Below are 17,329 nucleotides of genomic sequence, written 5' to 3'. Positions count from 1 at the left end.
GAGAGCAGAATGAAGCTAAACCGCGTGAGCGCCATCAACTGGAACAAAATTGAGGATGACAAAGATCTGGAGGTGTGGAACCGGCTGACCAGTAATTTCTGGTTGCCGGAAAAAGTCCCGCTGTCGAATGATATTCCCGCCTGGCAAACGCTGAGCGTCGCCGAGCAGCAGCTCACCATTCGCGTCTTTACCGGGCTGACGCTGCTCGACACCATTCAGAATATTGCCGGCGCGCCCGCGCTGATGGCGGATGCATTAACCCCACATGAAGAAGCGGTGTTGTCAAATATCAGCTTTATGGAAGCGGTGCACGCTCGTTCCTACAGCTCTATTTTCTCCACCCTTTGCCAGACCAAAGATGTGGATGCAGCCTACGCCTGGAGTGAGGAAAATGCCGCGCTGCAACGCAAAGCGCAGATTATTTTGCAGCATTACGCCAGCGATAATCCACTGAAGAAGAAAATTGCCAGCGTATTTCTGGAATCGTTCCTGTTCTATTCCGGCTTCTGGCTGCCGATGTATTTCTCCAGCCGCGGTAAGCTGACCAATACCGCCGATCTCATCCGTCTGATTATTCGTGATGAAGCCGTTCACGGTTATTACATTGGTTATAAATATCAAAAGGGGCTGGAGCATATTTCACTGTCAGCTCGTGAAGAACTGAAGAATTTTGCCCTCGATCTGCTGATGGATTTGTACGATAACGAAGTTCACTACACGGAAGTGTTGTATGCCGAAACCGCCTGGGCCGACGAGGTGAAAGCGTTCCTGTGTTACAACGCCAATAAAGCCTTGATGAACCTGGGTTATGAGGCCCTGTTCCCGGCGGAAATGGCGGATGTCAACCCGGCAATCCTCGCCGCGCTGTCGCCCAACGCCGATGAAAACCATGATTTTTTCTCCGGTTCAGGCTCGTCATACGTGATGGGGAAAGCCGTCGAAACTGAAGACGACGACTGGAATTTCTAGATCTCATTTTCGCGGAAAATACCCTACACTTTTCGCGTTAATATTTTAACGGGATCACATTTTTATCACACAAATATCATTGTGTGATCTACACTCAATATTAGCCGCATTATTCGCCTGAGTTTCAACAATTCAGGCGACTTTTTACTGCCATTTACAAAAAATATCAAAGAAGTTTCATCCACGCTCAGCCCTTATATCACGGGAAATCTCGCCATCTGGCCTTTGGCAATATTCATGCCACAACCAAATTCAGGGTTGTCTCAGATTCTCAGTATGTTAGGGTAGAAAAAGATAACTATTTTCACCAGGTACTATATCGATATAAACAAATAACAGGAATAATTCTATTGCATGGCAATTAAATTAGAAGTTAAAAATCTCTATAAGATATTTGGCGAGCATCCCCAGAGAGCGTTCAAATATATTGAAAAAGGATTTTCAAAAGAGCAGATTCTGGAAAAAACAGGGCTATCGCTTGGCGTTAAAGACGCCAGTCTGGCCATTGAAGAAGGCGAGATATTTGTCATCATGGGATTATCCGGTTCGGGTAAATCCACAATGGTACGCCTTCTCAATCGCCTGATTGAACCCACCCGCGGGCAGGTACTGATTGACGGCGTGGATATCGCCAGGATATCCGATGCCGAGCTTCGCGAGGTGCGCAGAAAAAAGATTGCGATGGTATTCCAGTCCTTTGCCCTGATGCCGCACATGACGGTACTCGACAATACGGCCTTCGGTATGGAGTTAGCCGGTATTGCTGCGGATGAACGTCGTGAAAAAGCGCTGGATGCGCTCCGCCAGGTTGGGCTTGAGAATTACGCTCACGGATACCCGGATGAACTCTCCGGTGGTATGCGCCAGCGTGTCGGTCTCGCCCGCGCATTAGCCATTAACCCTGACATCTTATTAATGGATGAAGCCTTCTCTGCGCTCGATCCTTTAATTCGTACCGAGATGCAGGATGAGTTGGTAAAACTGCAGGCAAAGCATCAGCGAACCGTGGTCTTTATTTCCCACGATCTCGACGAAGCCATGCGCATTGGTGACCGCATCGCTATTATGCAAAATGGTGAAGTGGTGCAGGTCGGTACCCCGGATGAAATCCTGAATAACCCGGCCAATGATTATGTGCGCACCTTCTTCCGTGGTGTTGATATTAGCCAGGTATTCAGCGCGAAAGATATTTCCCGTCGTAGCCCTGAAGGCTTAATTCGTAAAACACCAGGGATTGGCCCACGTTCGGCACTGCAATTATTGCAGGATAAAGATCGTGAATTTGGTTACGTGATTGAACGCGGAAACAAGTTTGTTGGCGTGGTCTCCATCGACTCATTAAAAACCGCCTTACGTCAGGCGCAGGGTATTGAAGCCGCACTGATCGACGAACCGTTAGCCGTAGAGGCGAAAACGCCGCTGAGCGAGCTGCTTTCTCATGTCGGGCAAGCACCGTGCGCGGTGCCGGTTGTCGATGAGGAACATCAGTATGTGGGCATTATTTCCAAACGCATGCTGCTACAGGCTTTAGATCGCGAGGGGGCAAACAATGACTGATCAAACAAATCCGTGGGACACGACACCAGCAGCCGATAGCGCTGCACAATCCGCTGATGCCTGGGGTACCGCGTCAAGCGCGCCTACCGACGGCGGCAGCGCAGACTGGCTGACCAGCGCGCCCGCGCCAGCACCTGAGCATTTCAATATTATGGATCCGTTCCATAAAACACTGATCCCGCTCGATAGCTGGGTCACCGAAGGGATCGACTGGGTGGTGACCCATTTTCGTCCCGTCTTCCAGGGCATTCGTGTCCCGGTAGATTACATTCTCAACGGCTTCCAGCAACTGCTGCTGGGGATGCCTGCGCCGGTGGCGATTATTCTTTTCGCTTTAATCGCCTGGCAGATTTCTGGCGTCGGGATGGGCGTTGCCACGCTGATTTCACTGGTCGCGATTGGCGCGATTGGCGCCTGGTCACAGGCGATGATCACCCTGGCGCTGGTGCTGACCGCGCTGCTGTTCTGTGTGCTAATCGGTTTACCGATGGGGATCTGGCTGGCGCGCAGTCCGCGTGCGGCAAAGATCGTTCGTCCCCTGCTCGATGCCATGCAAACCACACCTGCGTTCGTCTATCTGGTGCCGATTGTGATGTTATTCGGCATTGGTAACGTGCCGGGCGTCGTAGTGACGATTATCTTCGCCCTGCCACCGATTGTGCGTCTGACCATTCTGGGTATTAACCAGGTGCCAGCCGATCTGATTGAAGCTTCTCGCTCCTTTGGTGCCAGCCCGCGTCAGATGCTGTTTAAAGTCCAGCTGCCGCTGGCGATGCCCACCATTATGGCGGGGGTTAACCAGACGCTGATGCTGGCGCTTTCTATGGTCGTCATCGCCTCGATGATCGCCGTCGGTGGATTGGGTCAGATGGTGCTGCGCGGTATCGGGCGTCTCGATATGGGGCTGGCTACCGTTGGCGGGGTTGGGATTGTGATCCTCGCCATCATTCTGGACCGCCTGACGCAGGCCGTCGGTCGCGACTCGCGCAGCCGGGGTAACCGTCGCTGGTACACCACCGGCCCTGTTGGGCTTATCACCCGCCCTTTCACTAAGTAATTCACCTGTTGCCCGGTGGTATTGCGCTTACCGGGCCTGCACGTCCCTCCAATAATTAAAGGAATAACGATGCGACATACCGTACTTTTTGCCACAGCGTTTGCCACCCTTGTCTCCACCAGCGCTTTCGCTGCCGACCTGCCGGGCAAAGGCATCACCGTGCAACCTATCCAGAGCACGATCTCTGAAGAATCGTTCCAGACACAGCTGGTCGCTCGTGCGCTGGAAAAGCTGGGTTATACCGTCAACAAAGCCAGCGAAGTTGACTACAACGTCGGCTACACCTCTATTGCTTCTGGCGATGCCACCTTTACCGCCGTGAACTGGCAGCCACTGCATGACGACATGTACGCCGCCGCGGGCGGAGACAAAAAGTTTTATCGCGAAGGGGTATTCGTGACGGGGGCTGCACAGGGGTATCTGATCGACAAAAAAACCGCTGAGCAGTACAAAATCACCAATATCGCCCAGTTGAAAGATCCAAAGATTGCCAAAATCTTTGATACCAACGGCGACGGTAAAGCTGACATGATGGGCTGTTCACCCGGCTGGGGCTGCGAAGCGGTCATCAACCACCAGAATAAAGCCTTCGATCTGGAAAAAACGGTCGACGTCAGCCACGGCAACTACGCGGCGATGATGGCTGACACCATCACGCGCTTTAAAGAAGGCAAACCGATTCTCTACTACACCTGGACACCATACTGGGTGAGCGACGTGATGAAGCCGGGCAAAGACGTGGTCTGGCTGCAGGTGCCGTTCTCTTCCCTGCCGGGTGAGCAGAAAGACATTGACACCAAGCTGCCAAACGGCGCGAACTACGGCTTCCCGGTCAACACCATGCATATCGTTGCCAACAAGGCATGGGCAGAGAAAAACCCGGCCGCGGCGAAGCTGTTTGCCATCATCAAGCTGCCACTGGCGGACATCAACGCACAGAACGCGATGATGCATGAGGGCAAAGCTTCCGAAGCCGATGTGCAGGGTCACGTTGACGGTTGGATCAAAGCCCACCAGCAGCAGTTCGACGGCTGGGTAAAAGACGCGTTAGCTGCGCAGAAATAACCCACTCGTAGGCCTGATAAGCGTAGCGCCATCAGGCACAGTAAGTAACCACACCAATGCCGGATGGTGGCGCAATGCGCCTTATCCGGCACGCAGCTCTTCACCCGCCCGAAACCGCACAATCCATCACCTAACAAATCAGCAACATTTATCCACTTCCGTTATGATTGTTTCAGAAATCCATTATTCAGCTGAAAACAATGACAAATTCCTCTCAGGGACTTAGCCGATCGCTGATCCTGCTCATGTCCATCGCCACGGGTCTCGCCGTCGCCAGTAACTATTACGCCCAGCCGCTGCTCGATACCATCGCGCGCAACTTCTCATTATCAGCCAGTACCGCAGGCTTTATCGTCACCGCGGCACAGCTTGGCTACGCCGCGGGCCTACTGTTTCTGGTACCGCTTGGCGATATGTTTGAGCGGCGGGGGCTTATCGTGTCCATGACGTTACTCGCCGCTGGTGGCATGTTGATTACCGCCAGCAGCCAGTCGTTGGGCATGTTGATCCTCGGCACGGCACTGACCGGGTTGTTTTCCGTCGTAGCACAAATATTGGTTCCGCTGGCGGCCACACTCGCCACGCCGGAGACACGCGGCAAAGTTGTCGGCACCATTATGAGCGGTCTGCTGTTGGGGATTTTACTGGCTCGTACGGTGGCCGGGCTGCTGGCGAATCTCGGCGGCTGGCGCACGGTATTTTGGGTCGCCTCGGTGCTGATGGCGCTAATGGCTATCGCGCTATGGCGCGGACTGCCGAAGATGAAATCAGAAACCCATCTCAACTATCCACAGTTGTTAGGCTCGGTCTTCAGCCTGTTTATCCACGATAAACTGCTGCGTACCCGGGCGATGCTGGGCTGCCTGACGTTTGCCAACTTTAGTATTCTCTGGACATCAATGGCATTTTTGCTGGCGGCACCGCCGTTTAACTATTCAGAAGGCATGATTGGCCTGTTTGGTCTGGCCGGTGCCGCCGGTGCGCTCGGCGCTCGTCCTGCAGGTGGATTTGCTGATAAGGGCAAATCCCATCTCACCACGACATTAGGTCTGTTGTTACTGCTGCTCTCCTGGCTGGCAATCTGGTTGGGTCATACGTCAGTACCGATGCTGATAATTGGCATTCTGGTACTGGATCTCACCGTTCAGGGCGTGCATATCACCAACCAGACGGTTATTTACCGCATTCACCCGGATGCGCGTAACCGACTGACCGCCGGCTATATGACCAGCTATTTTATTGGCGGGGCGGCAGGTTCACTGATTTCAGCCTCTGCCTGGCAGCATGCCGGCTGGGCTGGCGTTTGTCTGGCAGGATCGACCGTTGCCGTACTCAACCTGCTGGTCTGGTGGCGAGGTTTTCACCGCCAGGAAGCCGTAAATTAAGCGTATCGCGCGTGTTTGCCGCTGATTGAGCTCCTCAGGGTGTTAAGGAGCTCATCAGTCTGCTAAGGTTATAACTCATTGAGCTAGGTTATTTAAATTTCGGTAATGAAGCCTATAATCCTATGGAAAGCCCTGTTCCCCAGTCAGACCCCAGCCCGGCAACCTTAACGGAAGGATTCAAAGACAGTCTGCCGATCGTCATCAGCTATATTCCGGTCGCCTTTGCATTTGGTCTCAATGCCACTCGTCTGGGCTTTACGCCCGTCGAAAGCGTCTTTTTCTCCTGCATTATCTATGCCGGTGCCAGCCAATTCGTCATCACTACCATGCTTGCCGCGGGCAGTTCGCTATGGGTCGCCGCACTCACCGTGATGGCCATGGACGTACGCCATGTGTTGTATGGCCCTTCCCTGCGCAGCCGCATCGCCCAACGACTCAGTAAACCTAAAAGCGCAGTGTGGGCCTTTGGCCTCACTGATGAAGTGTTTGCCGCCGCAACGGCGAAGCTGGTGCGGGACAATCGCCGCTGGAGTGAGAACTGGATGATGGGGATCGCACTATGTGCCTGGATTTCCTGGGTATTCGGTACGATTATTGGCGCATTCTCCGGCAGTGGCTTACTGAAGGATTTTCCGGCGGTCGAAGCGGCGCTAGGTTTTATGCTCCCGGCGCTGTTTATGAGTTTTCTGCTCGCGTCATTTCAGCGTAAACAGTCGCTGTGTGTGACCACGGCACTCGGCGGAGCACTGGCGGGCGTGACGTTTTTTTCTATTCCTGCCGCCATACTCGCTGGCATTGTTTGCGGATGTCTGACGGCGCTTATCCAGTCATTCTGGCAGGGGGCGCCTGATGAGTTATGAGGTTCTGCTGCTTGGCCTGCTGGTTGGCGGCGTCAACTACTGCTTTCGTTATTTACCGCTGCGTCTGGGGGTGGGAAATGTTCGCCCGACAAAACGCGGCGCAACCGGCATTTTACTCGACACCATTGGCATAGCATCAATTTGCGCCCTACTGGTGGTGTCTACCGCACCTGAAGTTATGCACGACGCTCGTCGGTTTGTGCCAACGTTGGTGGGGTTTGTTGTACTGGGCGCAAGCTATTTTAAGACCCGCAGCATCATCATTCCGACATTGCTGAGTGCTCTGGGCTACGGATTAGCCTGGAAAATGTGGGTTGTTTTATAGGTAAAAATAATCATTTTAAATAAATAATACATTTACTTTATTTGTCACTGTCGTTACTATATCGGCTGAAATTAATGAGGTTATACCCAAATGGATAGTTCGTTTACGCCCATTGAACAAATGCTAAAATTTCGCGCCAGCCGCTACGAAGAATTCCCTTACCAGGAAGTTCTTCTGACTCGTCTTTGCATGCACATGCAGGGCAAGCTGCTGGAAAACCGCAATAAAATGCTGAAAGCTCAAGGGATTAACGAGACGTTGTTTATGGCGTTGATTACGCTGGAGTCTCAGGAAAACCACAGTATTCAGCCTTCTGAACTGAGTTGCGCACTGGGTTCGTCGCGGACTAACGCCACGCGTATCGCGGATGAGTTAGAAAAACGTGGCTGGATCGAGCGTCGCGAAAGCGATAACGATCGCCGCTGCCTGCATCTACAGTTGACCGAGAAAGGCCATGCATTCTTGCAAGAGGTATTACCGCCTCAGCATAACTGTCTGCATCAGCTCTGGTCATCTCTTAGCACCACAGAAAAAGATCAGCTTGAGCACATCACCCGCAAGCTTCTGACCCGTCTTGATCAGATGGAACAGGATGGCACGGTACTCGACGCGCTGCGTTAACGCGCCGACACGCTCAAAAATCCAGATTGATAAATGAAAAACCGACAGGCCAGCAGGTCACCCTGCTGGCCTTTCTGATAAACAGGTCGGCTCAGCCGATGTGAAAAAAAATAAGATCGTGGAGAACAACATGAGCGCAAATGCGGAGACTCAAACCCCGCAGCAACCGGTCAAGAAGAATGGCAAACGTAAAAGTATGCTGCTGCTTCTGACCTTGCTCTTTATTATCATTGCCGTGGCATATGGGATTTATTGGTTTTTAGTACTGCGTCATGTCGAAGAGACAGACGATGCGTACGTGGCAGGGAACCAGGTTCAAATCATGGCGCAGGTATCAGGCAGCGTGACGAAAGTCTGGGCTGATAACACTGACTATGTCAAACAGGGCGACGTGCTGGTGACCCTCGACCAGACGGACGCTAAGCAGGCGCTTGAAAAAGCCAAAACGGCGCTGGCCTCCAGCGTGCGCCAGACGCACCAGTTGATGATCAACAGCAAGCAGCTTCAGGCCAGCATTGAGGTGCAGAAAACCGCCCTAGCGCAGGCACAAAGCGACTTTAATCGCCGCGTCCCGTTGGGAAATGCTAACCTGATCGGTCGCGAAGAACTGCAACATGCGCGTGATGCCGTTGCCAGCGCGCAGGCTCAGCTTGATGTCGCAATACAGCAATACAATGCCAACCAGGCGATGATCCTCGGCAGTAAGCTTGAAGACCAGCCTGCCGTGCAACAAGCGGCCACCGAAGTGCGTAATGCCTGGCTGGCGCTGGAACGTACCAAAATTGTTAGCCCGATGACCGGCTACGTGTCCCGTCGTGCCGTGCAGCCTGGCGCGCAGATTAGCCCAACCACACCGCTGATGGCCGTTGTCCCTGCCACCAACCTGTGGGTGGACGCCAACTTCAAAGAAACCCAGCTTGCGCATATGCGCATCGGCCAACCAGCAACGGTGATCAGTGATATTTACGGCGATGACGTGAAATACACCGGTAAGGTTGTCGGCCTCGATATGGGGACCGGTAGCGCCTTCTCGCTGCTGCCAGCACAGAACGCAACCGGTAACTGGATCAAAGTCGTCCAGCGTCTGCCCGTGCGTATTGAACTGGATGCCCAGCAGTTAGCGCAACATCCACTGCGTATTGGCCTGTCTACGCTGGTAACGGTCGATACCCAAAATCGTGACGGACAGATTCTGGCAAGCCAGGTGCGTACGACGCCGGTTGCAGAAAGTAATGCTCGAGAAATCAACCTTGCTCCGGTCAATAAAATGATCGAAGAGATCGTGCGGGCCAACGCGGGCTAATTCAAAGGTGCGTGTGATGCAACAGCAAAAACCGCTGGAAGGCGCGCAGCTCGTCATTATGACGATCGCGTTGTCACTGGCGACATTCATGCAGGTGCTGGACTCCACCATTGCTAACGTGGCGATCCCCACTATTGCCGGGAACCTCGGCTCTTCATTGAGCCAGGGGACCTGGGTGATCACCTCTTTCGGGGTGGCGAATGCTATCTCCATTCCGATCACCGGCTGGCTGGCCAAACGCTTTGGCGAAGTAAAGCTGTTCATGTGGTCCACCATCGGCTTTGTCATTGCGTCCTGGGCGTGTGGGATGTCCAACAGCCTGACTATGCTGATTTTCTTCCGCGTGATTCAGGGGATTGTCGCCGGTCCATTAATTCCGCTTTCACAAAGCCTGTTACTGAATAACTATCCGCCCGCCAAACGGTCTATCGCCCTCGCGCTGTGGTCGATGACGGTGATTGTCGCCCCTATTTGTGGCCCGATTCTCGGAGGCTATATCAGCGACAACTATCACTGGGGCTGGATATTCTTCATTAACGTGCCGATCGGGGCGGTGGTGGTGTTGATGACGCTACAAACCCTGCGCGGCCGGGAAACCCGTACCGAACAGCGACGTATTGACGCTATTGGTCTGGCACTGCTGGTTGTTGGTATCGGCAGTTTGCAGATTATGCTGGATCGCGGTAAAGAGCTGGACTGGTTCGCCTCGCAGGAGATAATTATCCTGACGGTCGTCGCCGTGGTAGCCATTAGCTTCCTGATTGTCTGGGAGCTTACCGACGATAACCCGATTGTCGATCTCTCGCTGTTTAAGTCGCGAAACTTTACCATCGGCTGCCTGTGTATCAGCCTGGCCTATATGCTCTACTTCGGCGCTATCGTCCTGCTGCCGCAGTTGTTGCAGGAGGTCTACGGATATACAGCGACCTGGGCAGGCCTGGCCTCCGCACCGGTGGGGATAATCCCGGTGATCCTGTCGCCGATTATTGGTCGTTTCGCCCACAAGCTGGATATGCGTCGGCTGGTCACGTTTAGTTTTATTATGTATGCCGTCTGTTTCTACTGGCGCGCGTGGACGTTCGAACCCGGTATGGATTTTGGCGCATCGGCCTGGCCGCAATTTATTCAGGGGTTCGCCGTAGCCTGCTTCTTTATGCCACTGACCACCATCACGCTGTCTGGCTTACCGCCTGAGCGTCTGGCAGCGGCATCAAGCTTGTCTAACTTTACGCGAACGCTGGCAGGCTCAATCGGCACATCGATTACCACAACGATGTGGACTAGCCGTGAGTCGCTACATCACGCGCAGTTGACGGAGTCAGTAAACCCCTACAATCCTAATGCACAGGCGATGTATAGCCAGTTGCAGGATCTTGGGATGACCCAGCAGCAGGCCTCCGGCTGGCTAGCGCAGCAAATTACCAACCAGGGGCTGATAATTTCCGCCAACGAAATCTTCTGGATGTCGGCGGGGATATTCATCCTACTGCTCAGCCTGGTGTGGTTCGCCAAACCGCCATTCGGCGCGGGCGGCGGCGGCGGTGGGGCGCACTAACTCGATGTTTAAAGGGATCTGCGGATCCCTTTTTATTACATACCAGATTGCTAATCCGTTACCTGTCTGAACTCAAGCCAGTCGATCACCATGCCCGGTTTGGTCGCCTCAAACTGCAACAGATAGTTACCCGCCGTCATATCGATGCGGCATAGCTTCTGCGTAATCTGCTTCCCCAGCGCCCCGTGGGTCTGGATCGTGGCGACCACGCAGCCATTGAGCAGTAAGTTGCATCCAGTCTGGGCTAACGCCAGCCCCGCCGATGACGCGCTGAGCAGCAGATCGTAGGTCGCATCCTTCTCAAGGCTAATCACCCTCTCTCCGCTGTAGCGCAGCCGTGATACCGACGCTACCTTGATAGCTCCCCTATCAGCCAGCATAGCATCCGCATGGAATTTAGCCCTGGTTACCCGCGGCACGTCTCCCCGTTTAGCTACCTGCGTAGACAGGAGAAAACTCAGAATATTACGGGCACAACGTTGCAGTTCCCCCAGCGTCAGCGTTCCGTCCTCCAGCGCTGAGAGCGTATTGTCATCACCGGCATTAATCTCCGCACCGTTGTTATTGACCACCATATAGAGGTCATTTTGCGCGCGGATCATCGCCGCCGTGTTGTTAACACTCGCCTCCCCCGCAGTGACAGGATCGTTCATTTTTGCCCACCAGTCCGTCATCACAATGCCCTGAAATCCCCAATCGTCGCGTAATATTGTCGTGTTCAGGCAATAATTCGCAGCAGACCAGTGCGCATTGACGGGGTTATAGGCGGTCATCACCGCACTCGCGCCACCGTGTTTGACGGCATATTCAAATCCCTTCAGATAGATTTCACGTAACGCCCTGGCCGAGACCACCGCATCAACCTGGGCGCGGGAAAACTCCTGACTGTTACAGGCAAAATGTTTCAGCGTCGCAATGCCCCCGCCAGCGCGAATACCTCGCGCCATCGCAGCAGCCATCATGCCTGTCACTAAAGGGTCCTCCGAATAATATTCAAAGTTGCGCCCGTTCAGTGGATGACGGTGAATATTCAGACCCGGCCCCAGCAGAACATCAATATGATTTTGCTGTAGCTCCTTTCCTTCCATCATATACAGGCGCTCAACCAGCACCGGATCCCATGTGCAGGCCAGCAACGTCCCACTGGGAAGCAACGTGGCTTTTGCGCCATTATCCATGCGGATACCCGATGGACCATCCGCCGTAGACGCCACGGGTATCCCTTTTTCTCGCAGACTGTCGGTCACTCCGCCAAATGCAGATGCCACGCCGGGCGTCACTTTGAGACTACACATCCCCTCTCCGCGCACCAGACAGGCCAATTCCTCCACGGAAAGCTGGGCCAGAAATGTCTCCAGACAACGATGGCCTTGCACAACATCGCTGAAATGGATGCCTTTGTTGCCGGTCAACGGCTGCGCGGGAGGTAAACGCGATAAGATACGATCGCGTAAGGAGAAAGAGCGGCGCGGCGTGTCCTCCCATGCCTCTAACCAGCTCCCCTGTTGATGACGACCAGGCCGTAGGCGGGAGAACGCCACGCTGGGCGCCAGCGCCTGTTCATGGCGGGAGAAAACCTGGACGGATGGCACGATGAGCTCTTCACGCCCCGCGAAGCTAACCGGCTGGAGGTCACGCACGCTGTTACCGACGAACAAACAATACCCGCCCGCTTCCAGTAACCAACAGTGCGGATGACCGCTATCCCCGCTGTCATCCCACGATGTCAGACGCTCGCCAGGGATCGCCAGATCAATAATTTCACGCTCTCCCGGTTGCAGGAGATGGGTTTTACCAAAGGCAACCAGCACGCGCGAGGGCTTACCCAGCGCGCCTTGCGGTGCTTGCAGATAGACTTGAACAACCTCACTCCCCGCCCAGGTTTCGCCCGTATTCTGCACCGCAACGCTTAATTGAAAGCTGAGGGGATCGGTAATCACCTCCGCAGAGATAACCTCAAGGGTAAATGACGTATAGGAAAGCCCAAAGCCAAAGGGATACTGCACGCGCTGAGGGCAAAACGTTTCGAAATAACGATAACCGACATAAATATCTTCCTGATAAATATTCTGTCTGTCGCTTCCCCAGCAGGAGGCAGAGGGGTAATCCTCCAGTGAGTACGCAATACTGTCGGTCAGTTTTCCGCAGGGCGTGATCTCGCCGCACAATAACGCGGCGACGGCCTGTGCGCCAAACGCACCACCGTGCCAGGCGCATAGTATCGCCCCAATTCGCCCGCGTAATTCCGGGGTCTCAACCCACGACATGTCGATAATAGAAGAAATATTGAGTACGACTATCACATCGTTAAAGTGACGACAGACGCAGGCCAGCAGAGAATATTCGTCAGGGGTCAGTCGATATCCGCCAGCAACATCGGCATTGTCTTTATCTTCTCCAGCGGTTCGACCAATAACCACAACGGCCTTTTGCGATATCGTCTTCGCCTGCGCCACTTCACCTTCCTGCAGCGGCATCTCTTGTTGAAACCAGGGTTCCTGTGCCCAACCGCCGCCGCCGTTATCAAACGGATTTTCACCGACCCATTGCTCATACTTCTGCGCCAGCACGGGGTTTAACCGTGCAGAACAGCGTTCGCGCAAAGCCTGTAGTAAGTGACATTGCGCGACAACGTTAACGGCCCCGCCCGACCCTGTCCCACTGCGGTAATAATCAATCTGCGTGCGCCCAAACAGCGCAATAGTATCCTCAGGGCGCAGGGGAAGCACCGCATGATCATTTTTAAGTAGTACCGCCCCTTGTGCCGCAACAATCGTGGCAAACTCGCTAAACCCGTCAAGCGGTTTACCCATAAAATTCAAATGCATAATTGAGAAGCCCTGTGTCAATTGCCTTATTCTGTACTGAAATAAAACAAGGCCCATCGTTGATGGGCCTTGTGATTATCAGAAGTAATATTTGAATCTCAGACGTCCGCCGTAACGCGCATCTTCGCTGCTGTCGCCGTTATGTGGATCGGCCTCGACCCATGAGGCATAGGCACCGAGATAGATATTAAAGTTTTTCATATCCATCACGTTGGGGAATAAATATGAAGCATGGATGGTGTGGATATCATAATTGCCTGGATCGGTGATCCAGCAGTCATCTTCACACACGGCATCAATATTGGTCGCGTTGAACGCTTCAATTTTGTTATGCGCATAGATGTAACCCAGTTCAAAGCGATGCCATAACGCATTCACCCCGGCAGTAAAGTCGGTTTCATCGGTCGCGTCCATATACGCCGTGTTGAGGTTAATGACAGCCCCCTCTTCTGGATCGGTTTTTTGTCCGTTCCAGGTCATGGTAAAACCATACCCCGTACGATCTGACTGATCGATCCACTTGCCGTTATCGTAATAACCATAGGCGTTATTCACGACATTACTTTCCATCGCCAGCGCCGTGGAGAAGCGGCCATTTTGCCAGGCGATAACCGGTCGAACATAGGCCACATTTTTATCGCTGGTTAAATCCATGCCGTGATACTGCTTCTCGGAGAACAACGTACTGCCATTTTCCAGCAGCGTATTCACTTCAAAATACCAGTTATCGATGGTTTTACTCAGCAGGAAGTTACCGCCACTGTCGCTACGTCCACGCCCCTCTTTCATCATATAGATGTAGCCGTAGCCGTCACTGTAGAGGTCATTCGCCGTATTCCCCGAATACTCAACAAAGGTATCCTGATTCAGCGGGAACATATCATAGGCTTCAAAGCGCCCGACCTTAATTTTCCAGTCGTTCTCACGCCCAAAGAAGAAGACCGCATCATCGAGATTCATTTTGCCGGTCAGATCAGCCAGCGGCTGGACCGAGAAACCGGCAAAGTTACCGTTGTTCAGCCGCTGGTAGCCATCAAATCCCAGCAGCAGACGTCCGTTGATATCCCAGCGCTCATTGGTTCCCGGCGCCCAGTCTTTGTTGGCGGAGGTGCGCATTGATGTCAGGCTACCGGAACGACTGGCAGCATCCATATTAAACTCCACATCACCGTAGAATTTAATATCGCTGAATCCGGATAACGTCAGTTTTGGTGGGTTAGCGCCTGCTGCGACGGGTTCGGCTGATTCAACTTTCACCGTAGGTGCTGCCGCTACCTGTTGTTGCTGTAGCGACTGAACCTGCGACTCGGCGTCAGTTGCCCGCTGTTCTGCGCGAATAACACGCTGCTCCAGTTCAGCAAGACGTTGCCCAATGGTACTATTATTTGCAGCCCACAGGTTTTGAGATAAGCAAGCACCGATCATCAGCGCCAAATATTTCGCTTTCATTATTCATCCCTAAAGTTTGATGTATACCAGATGAGATGTCGTAAACATCTCATCCTCCTGCTATTACAATATTTTGGTTATTATCAGGAATGCGCAAACTTACCGCTTTTAAGGTCGGTGACAATGCCATTCATTCTTGCTTCTGTTAATCCATAGAATTTAATAGAGAATGCCGTCAGAATATAAAATATTGCAGGAATAATGGTAAATAATAACGTAACGCCCTGTACGGCAGACGCGGACTGCACAGCACTACCTGAGGCATAATCAAATGCTGCGAGTACCCAGCCCAAAATAGCACCACCAACGGCAACACCCAATTTGATGACAAAAATATTTGCTGCGACGTTCATTCCGGTAATTCGACGGTGCGTTTTCCATTCACCGTAATTATTCGCATCGGTAATCATCGACCATTGCAGAGCACCATTACCGCCCTGAATAATGGAAATAATAATATGAACCGCAAGCACAACTATCCAATACTGAACCGGCACAAAGAAGCACAGCACACCAAATACGGCTGTGAGTAAGTTAACCCAAAAAGAGAGTTTGATTTTACAGAACCGGGTACCAAAGGGTTTAGCAAGTATCGACCCCAGCATTGAGGCAAACATGCTACCCAGCATAAAGATGGTAATAATATCAGCGCCTTTGTTCAGCACCGTGTTAACGTAGTAAACGACTGCCCCACCGCGCAGCACCACCGCAACCAGCATCATAAAGTTATAAACAGATAAAATACGCCACTGTTCATTCTTGAATAAAATTTTTACATCACGGGTAATATTGAGGTTTTCCTCTTTGATCGGCTGCACACGTTCTTTGGTGGTTAAAAAACAGATGATAAACATCAGACAACCAATGACGCCGAAGATAGCCATTGAAACCTGAATCCCCGTCGCTCTATCACCAGGATAGAGATAATCTGCCAGCGGTAAAATTAACGCCGTTCCCAGCGCACCGCCGATTGGCGTAATCGCAAAACGCCATGACTGCAAGGACAGGTTTTCACGCGGGTCGGACGTCAGCGCAGCACCCAGTGAGCAGTAAGGAATATTAATGGCTGTATACATCAGCGTCATAAAGATATATGCCGCCACCGCATAGACCACTTTTCCACTGTCGGAAAAATCAGGAATGGAATAAACCAGCACACAGCTGACGGCAAAGGGTACACAAATCGCCAGTAGCCATGGGCGAAAACGTCCCCAGCGCGTGGAGGTTGCATCGGCAATCGCCCCCATAATGGGATCGGTAATCGCATCCAGCAAGCGGACCAGTAAAAACATCGTTCCCATTACCGCAGGCGGTAAACCATAAATATCAGTATAAAAATACGCAAGAATTGCTACCGAAGAGTCAAAAACGATGTGGCTGGCCGCGTCACCCAGACTGTACCCCACCTTTTCTCTGATCGATATCTTGTCCCCTGTAGACATACAAACTCCTTTGCCAATACAAAAATGTAACCGGTTTCTGTCGTAGGGTATTTTTAAAACATCTTATCTGGCCTAATCCATTATGTTTTTCTGTTAACTGTTTATGTTTTTTTCTTTATGTGATCGCAGCGAGGTAGGTTTACTTATTGGCCCTTATTTTTGTTTCTTCGCTCACGTTTTATTCGTTGCGAACTTGTTAGTTATTAACACAAAATAATATTCACCAAACAAATGCAATATAAATATTTTATGGCTAAGGAAAAATGATAATAAAAAACCCCGGTTGCAGGCCGGGGTTTTCGAATAACAGGAAAACGTAATAAATCAGACTAAATATGCAGTTCCTGCAATTTTTCTTTCGGCAACGCCAGCTCTTCATTACTGTTAACGCGTACGTCATGTTCCAGAATATGACGGGCAATATCCTGCGCTTCGCTCAGCGAATGCATTTGATACGTTCCACACTGGTAGACGTTCAGTTCCGGGATCTGATTTTGATCCTGCACTTTCAGCACGTCAGCCATCGCCGCTTTCCAGGCGTCAGCCACACGCTGTTCGTCCGGCGTACCAATCAGGCTCATGTAGAAGCCAGTACGGCAGCCCATTGGAGAGATATCGATAATCTCAACGCCATTACCGTTAAGGTGGTTACGCATAAACCCGGCAAACAGGTGTTCCAGCGTGTGGATCCCTTTTTCAGGCATCACTTCTTTGTTCGGAATGCAGAAACGCAGATCAAACACGGTGATGGCGTCGCCATGCGGGGTGTTCATCGTTTTTGCAACCCGGACTGCGGGAGCTTCCATCCGGGTGTGATCGACAGTAAAACTATCTAACAACGGCATTTAGCCACCTCCGATAAAATTTTTAAAAATAATCTGAACTCTTTGTTCCGGAGCGAGTCTGAGTATAT

Annotated in this window: 14 protein-coding genes; 10 read left to right on the top strand and 4 right to left on the bottom strand. The window is 52.2% G+C overall.

Annotated elements, in window-relative coordinates:
• The first annotated feature begins 9 nt into the window (after positions 1-9).
• The 10 genes from nrdF (at position 10) to emrB (ending at position 10,697) form a co-directional block, all read left to right on the top strand.
• Positions 10-969: a class 1b ribonucleoside-diphosphate reductase subunit beta gene (nrdF, locus tag IB214_RS05125; protein WP_117343194.1), complete on the top strand. Its 960-nt coding sequence runs from the start codon at positions 10-12 to the stop codon at positions 967-969.
• 354 nt (positions 970-1,323) lie between these two features.
• Complete coding sequence (gene proV, locus IB214_RS05120; RefSeq protein ID WP_096756003.1) at positions 1,324-2,526, top strand: glycine betaine/L-proline ABC transporter ATP-binding protein ProV; 1,203 nt, start codon at positions 1,324-1,326, stop codon at positions 2,524-2,526.
• The gene (gene proW / locus IB214_RS05115; protein ID WP_115257651.1) at positions 2,519-3,583 is read left to right on the top strand and encodes a glycine betaine/L-proline ABC transporter permease ProW; all 1,065 of its coding nucleotides are present in this window, start codon (positions 2,519-2,521) and stop codon (positions 3,581-3,583) included. Before proV ends, proW begins: the two co-directional genes overlap by 8 nt.
• A gap of 69 nt (positions 3,584-3,652) precedes the next feature.
• The gene (proX, locus tag IB214_RS05110; protein ID WP_117343193.1) at positions 3,653-4,648 is read left to right on the top strand and encodes a glycine betaine/L-proline ABC transporter substrate-binding protein ProX; all 996 of its coding nucleotides are present in this window, start codon (positions 3,653-3,655) and stop codon (positions 4,646-4,648) included.
• A gap of 200 nt (positions 4,649-4,848) precedes the next feature.
• Positions 4,849-6,033 carry an MFS transporter gene (locus tag IB214_RS05105; protein WP_115259904.1) on the top strand — a complete coding sequence of 395 codons (1,185 nt, stop codon included), beginning with the start codon at positions 4,849-4,851 and terminating at the stop codon, positions 6,031-6,033.
• 122 nt (positions 6,034-6,155) lie between these two features.
• Complete coding sequence (locus IB214_RS05100; protein WP_117343192.1) at positions 6,156-6,893, top strand: AzlC family ABC transporter permease; 738 nt, start codon at positions 6,156-6,158, stop codon at positions 6,891-6,893.
• Entirely contained in the window at positions 6,883-7,218 is a 336-nt protein-coding gene (gene ygaH, locus IB214_RS05095; protein ID WP_096755999.1) for an L-valine transporter subunit YgaH, read from the top strand. Before IB214_RS05100 ends, ygaH begins: the two co-directional genes overlap by 11 nt.
• Positions 7,219-7,308: 90 nt before the next feature.
• On the top strand, positions 7,309-7,839 hold the full coding sequence (gene mprA / locus IB214_RS05090) for a transcriptional repressor MprA (protein WP_096755998.1): 531 nt from the start codon (positions 7,309-7,311) through the stop codon (positions 7,837-7,839).
• Between the two features lie 130 nt (positions 7,840-7,969).
• Positions 7,970-9,142: a multidrug efflux MFS transporter periplasmic adaptor subunit EmrA gene (emrA, locus tag IB214_RS05085; RefSeq protein ID WP_096755997.1), complete on the top strand. Its 1,173-nt coding sequence runs from the start codon at positions 7,970-7,972 to the stop codon at positions 9,140-9,142.
• Between the two features lie 16 nt (positions 9,143-9,158).
• Positions 9,159-10,697 carry a multidrug efflux MFS transporter permease subunit EmrB gene (gene emrB, locus IB214_RS05080; protein ID WP_115257648.1) on the top strand — a complete coding sequence of 513 codons (1,539 nt, stop codon included), beginning with the start codon at positions 9,159-9,161 and terminating at the stop codon, positions 10,695-10,697.
• Between the two features lie 50 nt (positions 10,698-10,747).
• Here emrB and IB214_RS05075 read toward each other — a convergent pair whose 3' ends face one another.
• From IB214_RS05075 to luxS, 4 genes are all read right to left on the bottom strand, one after another.
• Positions 10,748-13,525 carry a glycoside hydrolase family 3 protein gene (locus IB214_RS05075; protein ID WP_117343191.1) on the bottom strand — a complete coding sequence of 926 codons (2,778 nt, stop codon included), beginning with the start codon at positions 13,523-13,525 and terminating at the stop codon, positions 10,748-10,750.
• A gap of 78 nt (positions 13,526-13,603) precedes the next feature.
• The gene (locus tag IB214_RS05070) at positions 13,604-14,974 is read right to left on the bottom strand and encodes a carbohydrate porin (protein ID WP_117343190.1); all 1,371 of its coding nucleotides are present in this window, start codon (positions 14,972-14,974) and stop codon (positions 13,604-13,606) included.
• 83 nt (positions 14,975-15,057) lie between these two features.
• On the bottom strand, positions 15,058-16,416 hold the full coding sequence (locus IB214_RS05065) for a glycoside-pentoside-hexuronide (GPH):cation symporter (RefSeq protein ID WP_115257645.1): 1,359 nt from the start codon (positions 16,414-16,416) through the stop codon (positions 15,058-15,060).
• A 329-nt stretch (positions 16,417-16,745) separates the two neighbouring features.
• Positions 16,746-17,261, bottom strand: coding sequence for an S-ribosylhomocysteine lyase (gene luxS, locus IB214_RS05060; RefSeq protein WP_016154160.1), 516 nt, complete (start codon positions 17,259-17,261; stop codon positions 16,746-16,748).
• Between the last annotated feature and the right edge of the window lie 68 nt (positions 17,262-17,329).

The organism is Citrobacter sp. C1 (genome assembly GCF_014596895.2).
Taxonomy (GTDB): domain Bacteria; phylum Pseudomonadota; class Gammaproteobacteria; order Enterobacterales; family Enterobacteriaceae; genus Citrobacter; species Citrobacter gillenii.
This window is presented reverse-complemented; position numbering and strand designations above follow the sequence as displayed.

What these genes read in the sequence shown, in the direction of transcription:
- nrdF (WP_117343194.1), top strand. Translation starts at nt 10, where the DNA reads ATGAAGCTAAACCGCGTGAGCGCCATCAACTGGAACAAAATTGAGGAT.
- proV (WP_096756003.1), top strand. Translation starts at nt 1,324, where the DNA reads ATGGCAATTAAATTAGAAGTTAAAAATCTCTATAAGATATTTGGCGAG.
- proW (WP_115257651.1), top strand. Translation starts at nt 2,519, where the DNA reads ATGACTGATCAAACAAATCCGTGGGACACGACACCAGCAGCCGATAGC.
- proX (WP_117343193.1), top strand. Translation starts at nt 3,653, where the DNA reads ATGCGACATACCGTACTTTTTGCCACAGCGTTTGCCACCCTTGTCTCC.
- IB214_RS05105 (WP_115259904.1), top strand. Translation starts at nt 4,849, where the DNA reads ATGACAAATTCCTCTCAGGGACTTAGCCGATCGCTGATCCTGCTCATG.
- IB214_RS05100 (WP_117343192.1), top strand. Translation starts at nt 6,156, where the DNA reads ATGGAAAGCCCTGTTCCCCAGTCAGACCCCAGCCCGGCAACCTTAACG.
- ygaH (WP_096755999.1), top strand. Translation starts at nt 6,883, where the DNA reads ATGAGTTATGAGGTTCTGCTGCTTGGCCTGCTGGTTGGCGGCGTCAAC.
- mprA (WP_096755998.1), top strand. Translation starts at nt 7,309, where the DNA reads ATGGATAGTTCGTTTACGCCCATTGAACAAATGCTAAAATTTCGCGCC.
- emrA (WP_096755997.1), top strand. Translation starts at nt 7,970, where the DNA reads ATGAGCGCAAATGCGGAGACTCAAACCCCGCAGCAACCGGTCAAGAAG.
- emrB (WP_115257648.1), top strand. Translation starts at nt 9,159, where the DNA reads ATGCAACAGCAAAAACCGCTGGAAGGCGCGCAGCTCGTCATTATGACG.
- IB214_RS05075 (WP_117343191.1), bottom strand. Translation starts at nt 13,525, where the DNA reads ATGCATTTGAATTTTATGGGTAAACCGCTTGACGGGTTTAGCGAGTTT.
- IB214_RS05070 (WP_117343190.1), bottom strand. Translation starts at nt 14,974, where the DNA reads ATGAAAGCGAAATATTTGGCGCTGATGATCGGTGCTTGCTTATCTCAA.
- IB214_RS05065 (WP_115257645.1), bottom strand. Translation starts at nt 16,416, where the DNA reads ATGTCTACAGGGGACAAGATATCGATCAGAGAAAAGGTGGGGTACAGT.
- luxS (WP_016154160.1), bottom strand. Translation starts at nt 17,261, where the DNA reads ATGCCGTTGTTAGATAGTTTTACTGTCGATCACACCCGGATGGAAGCT.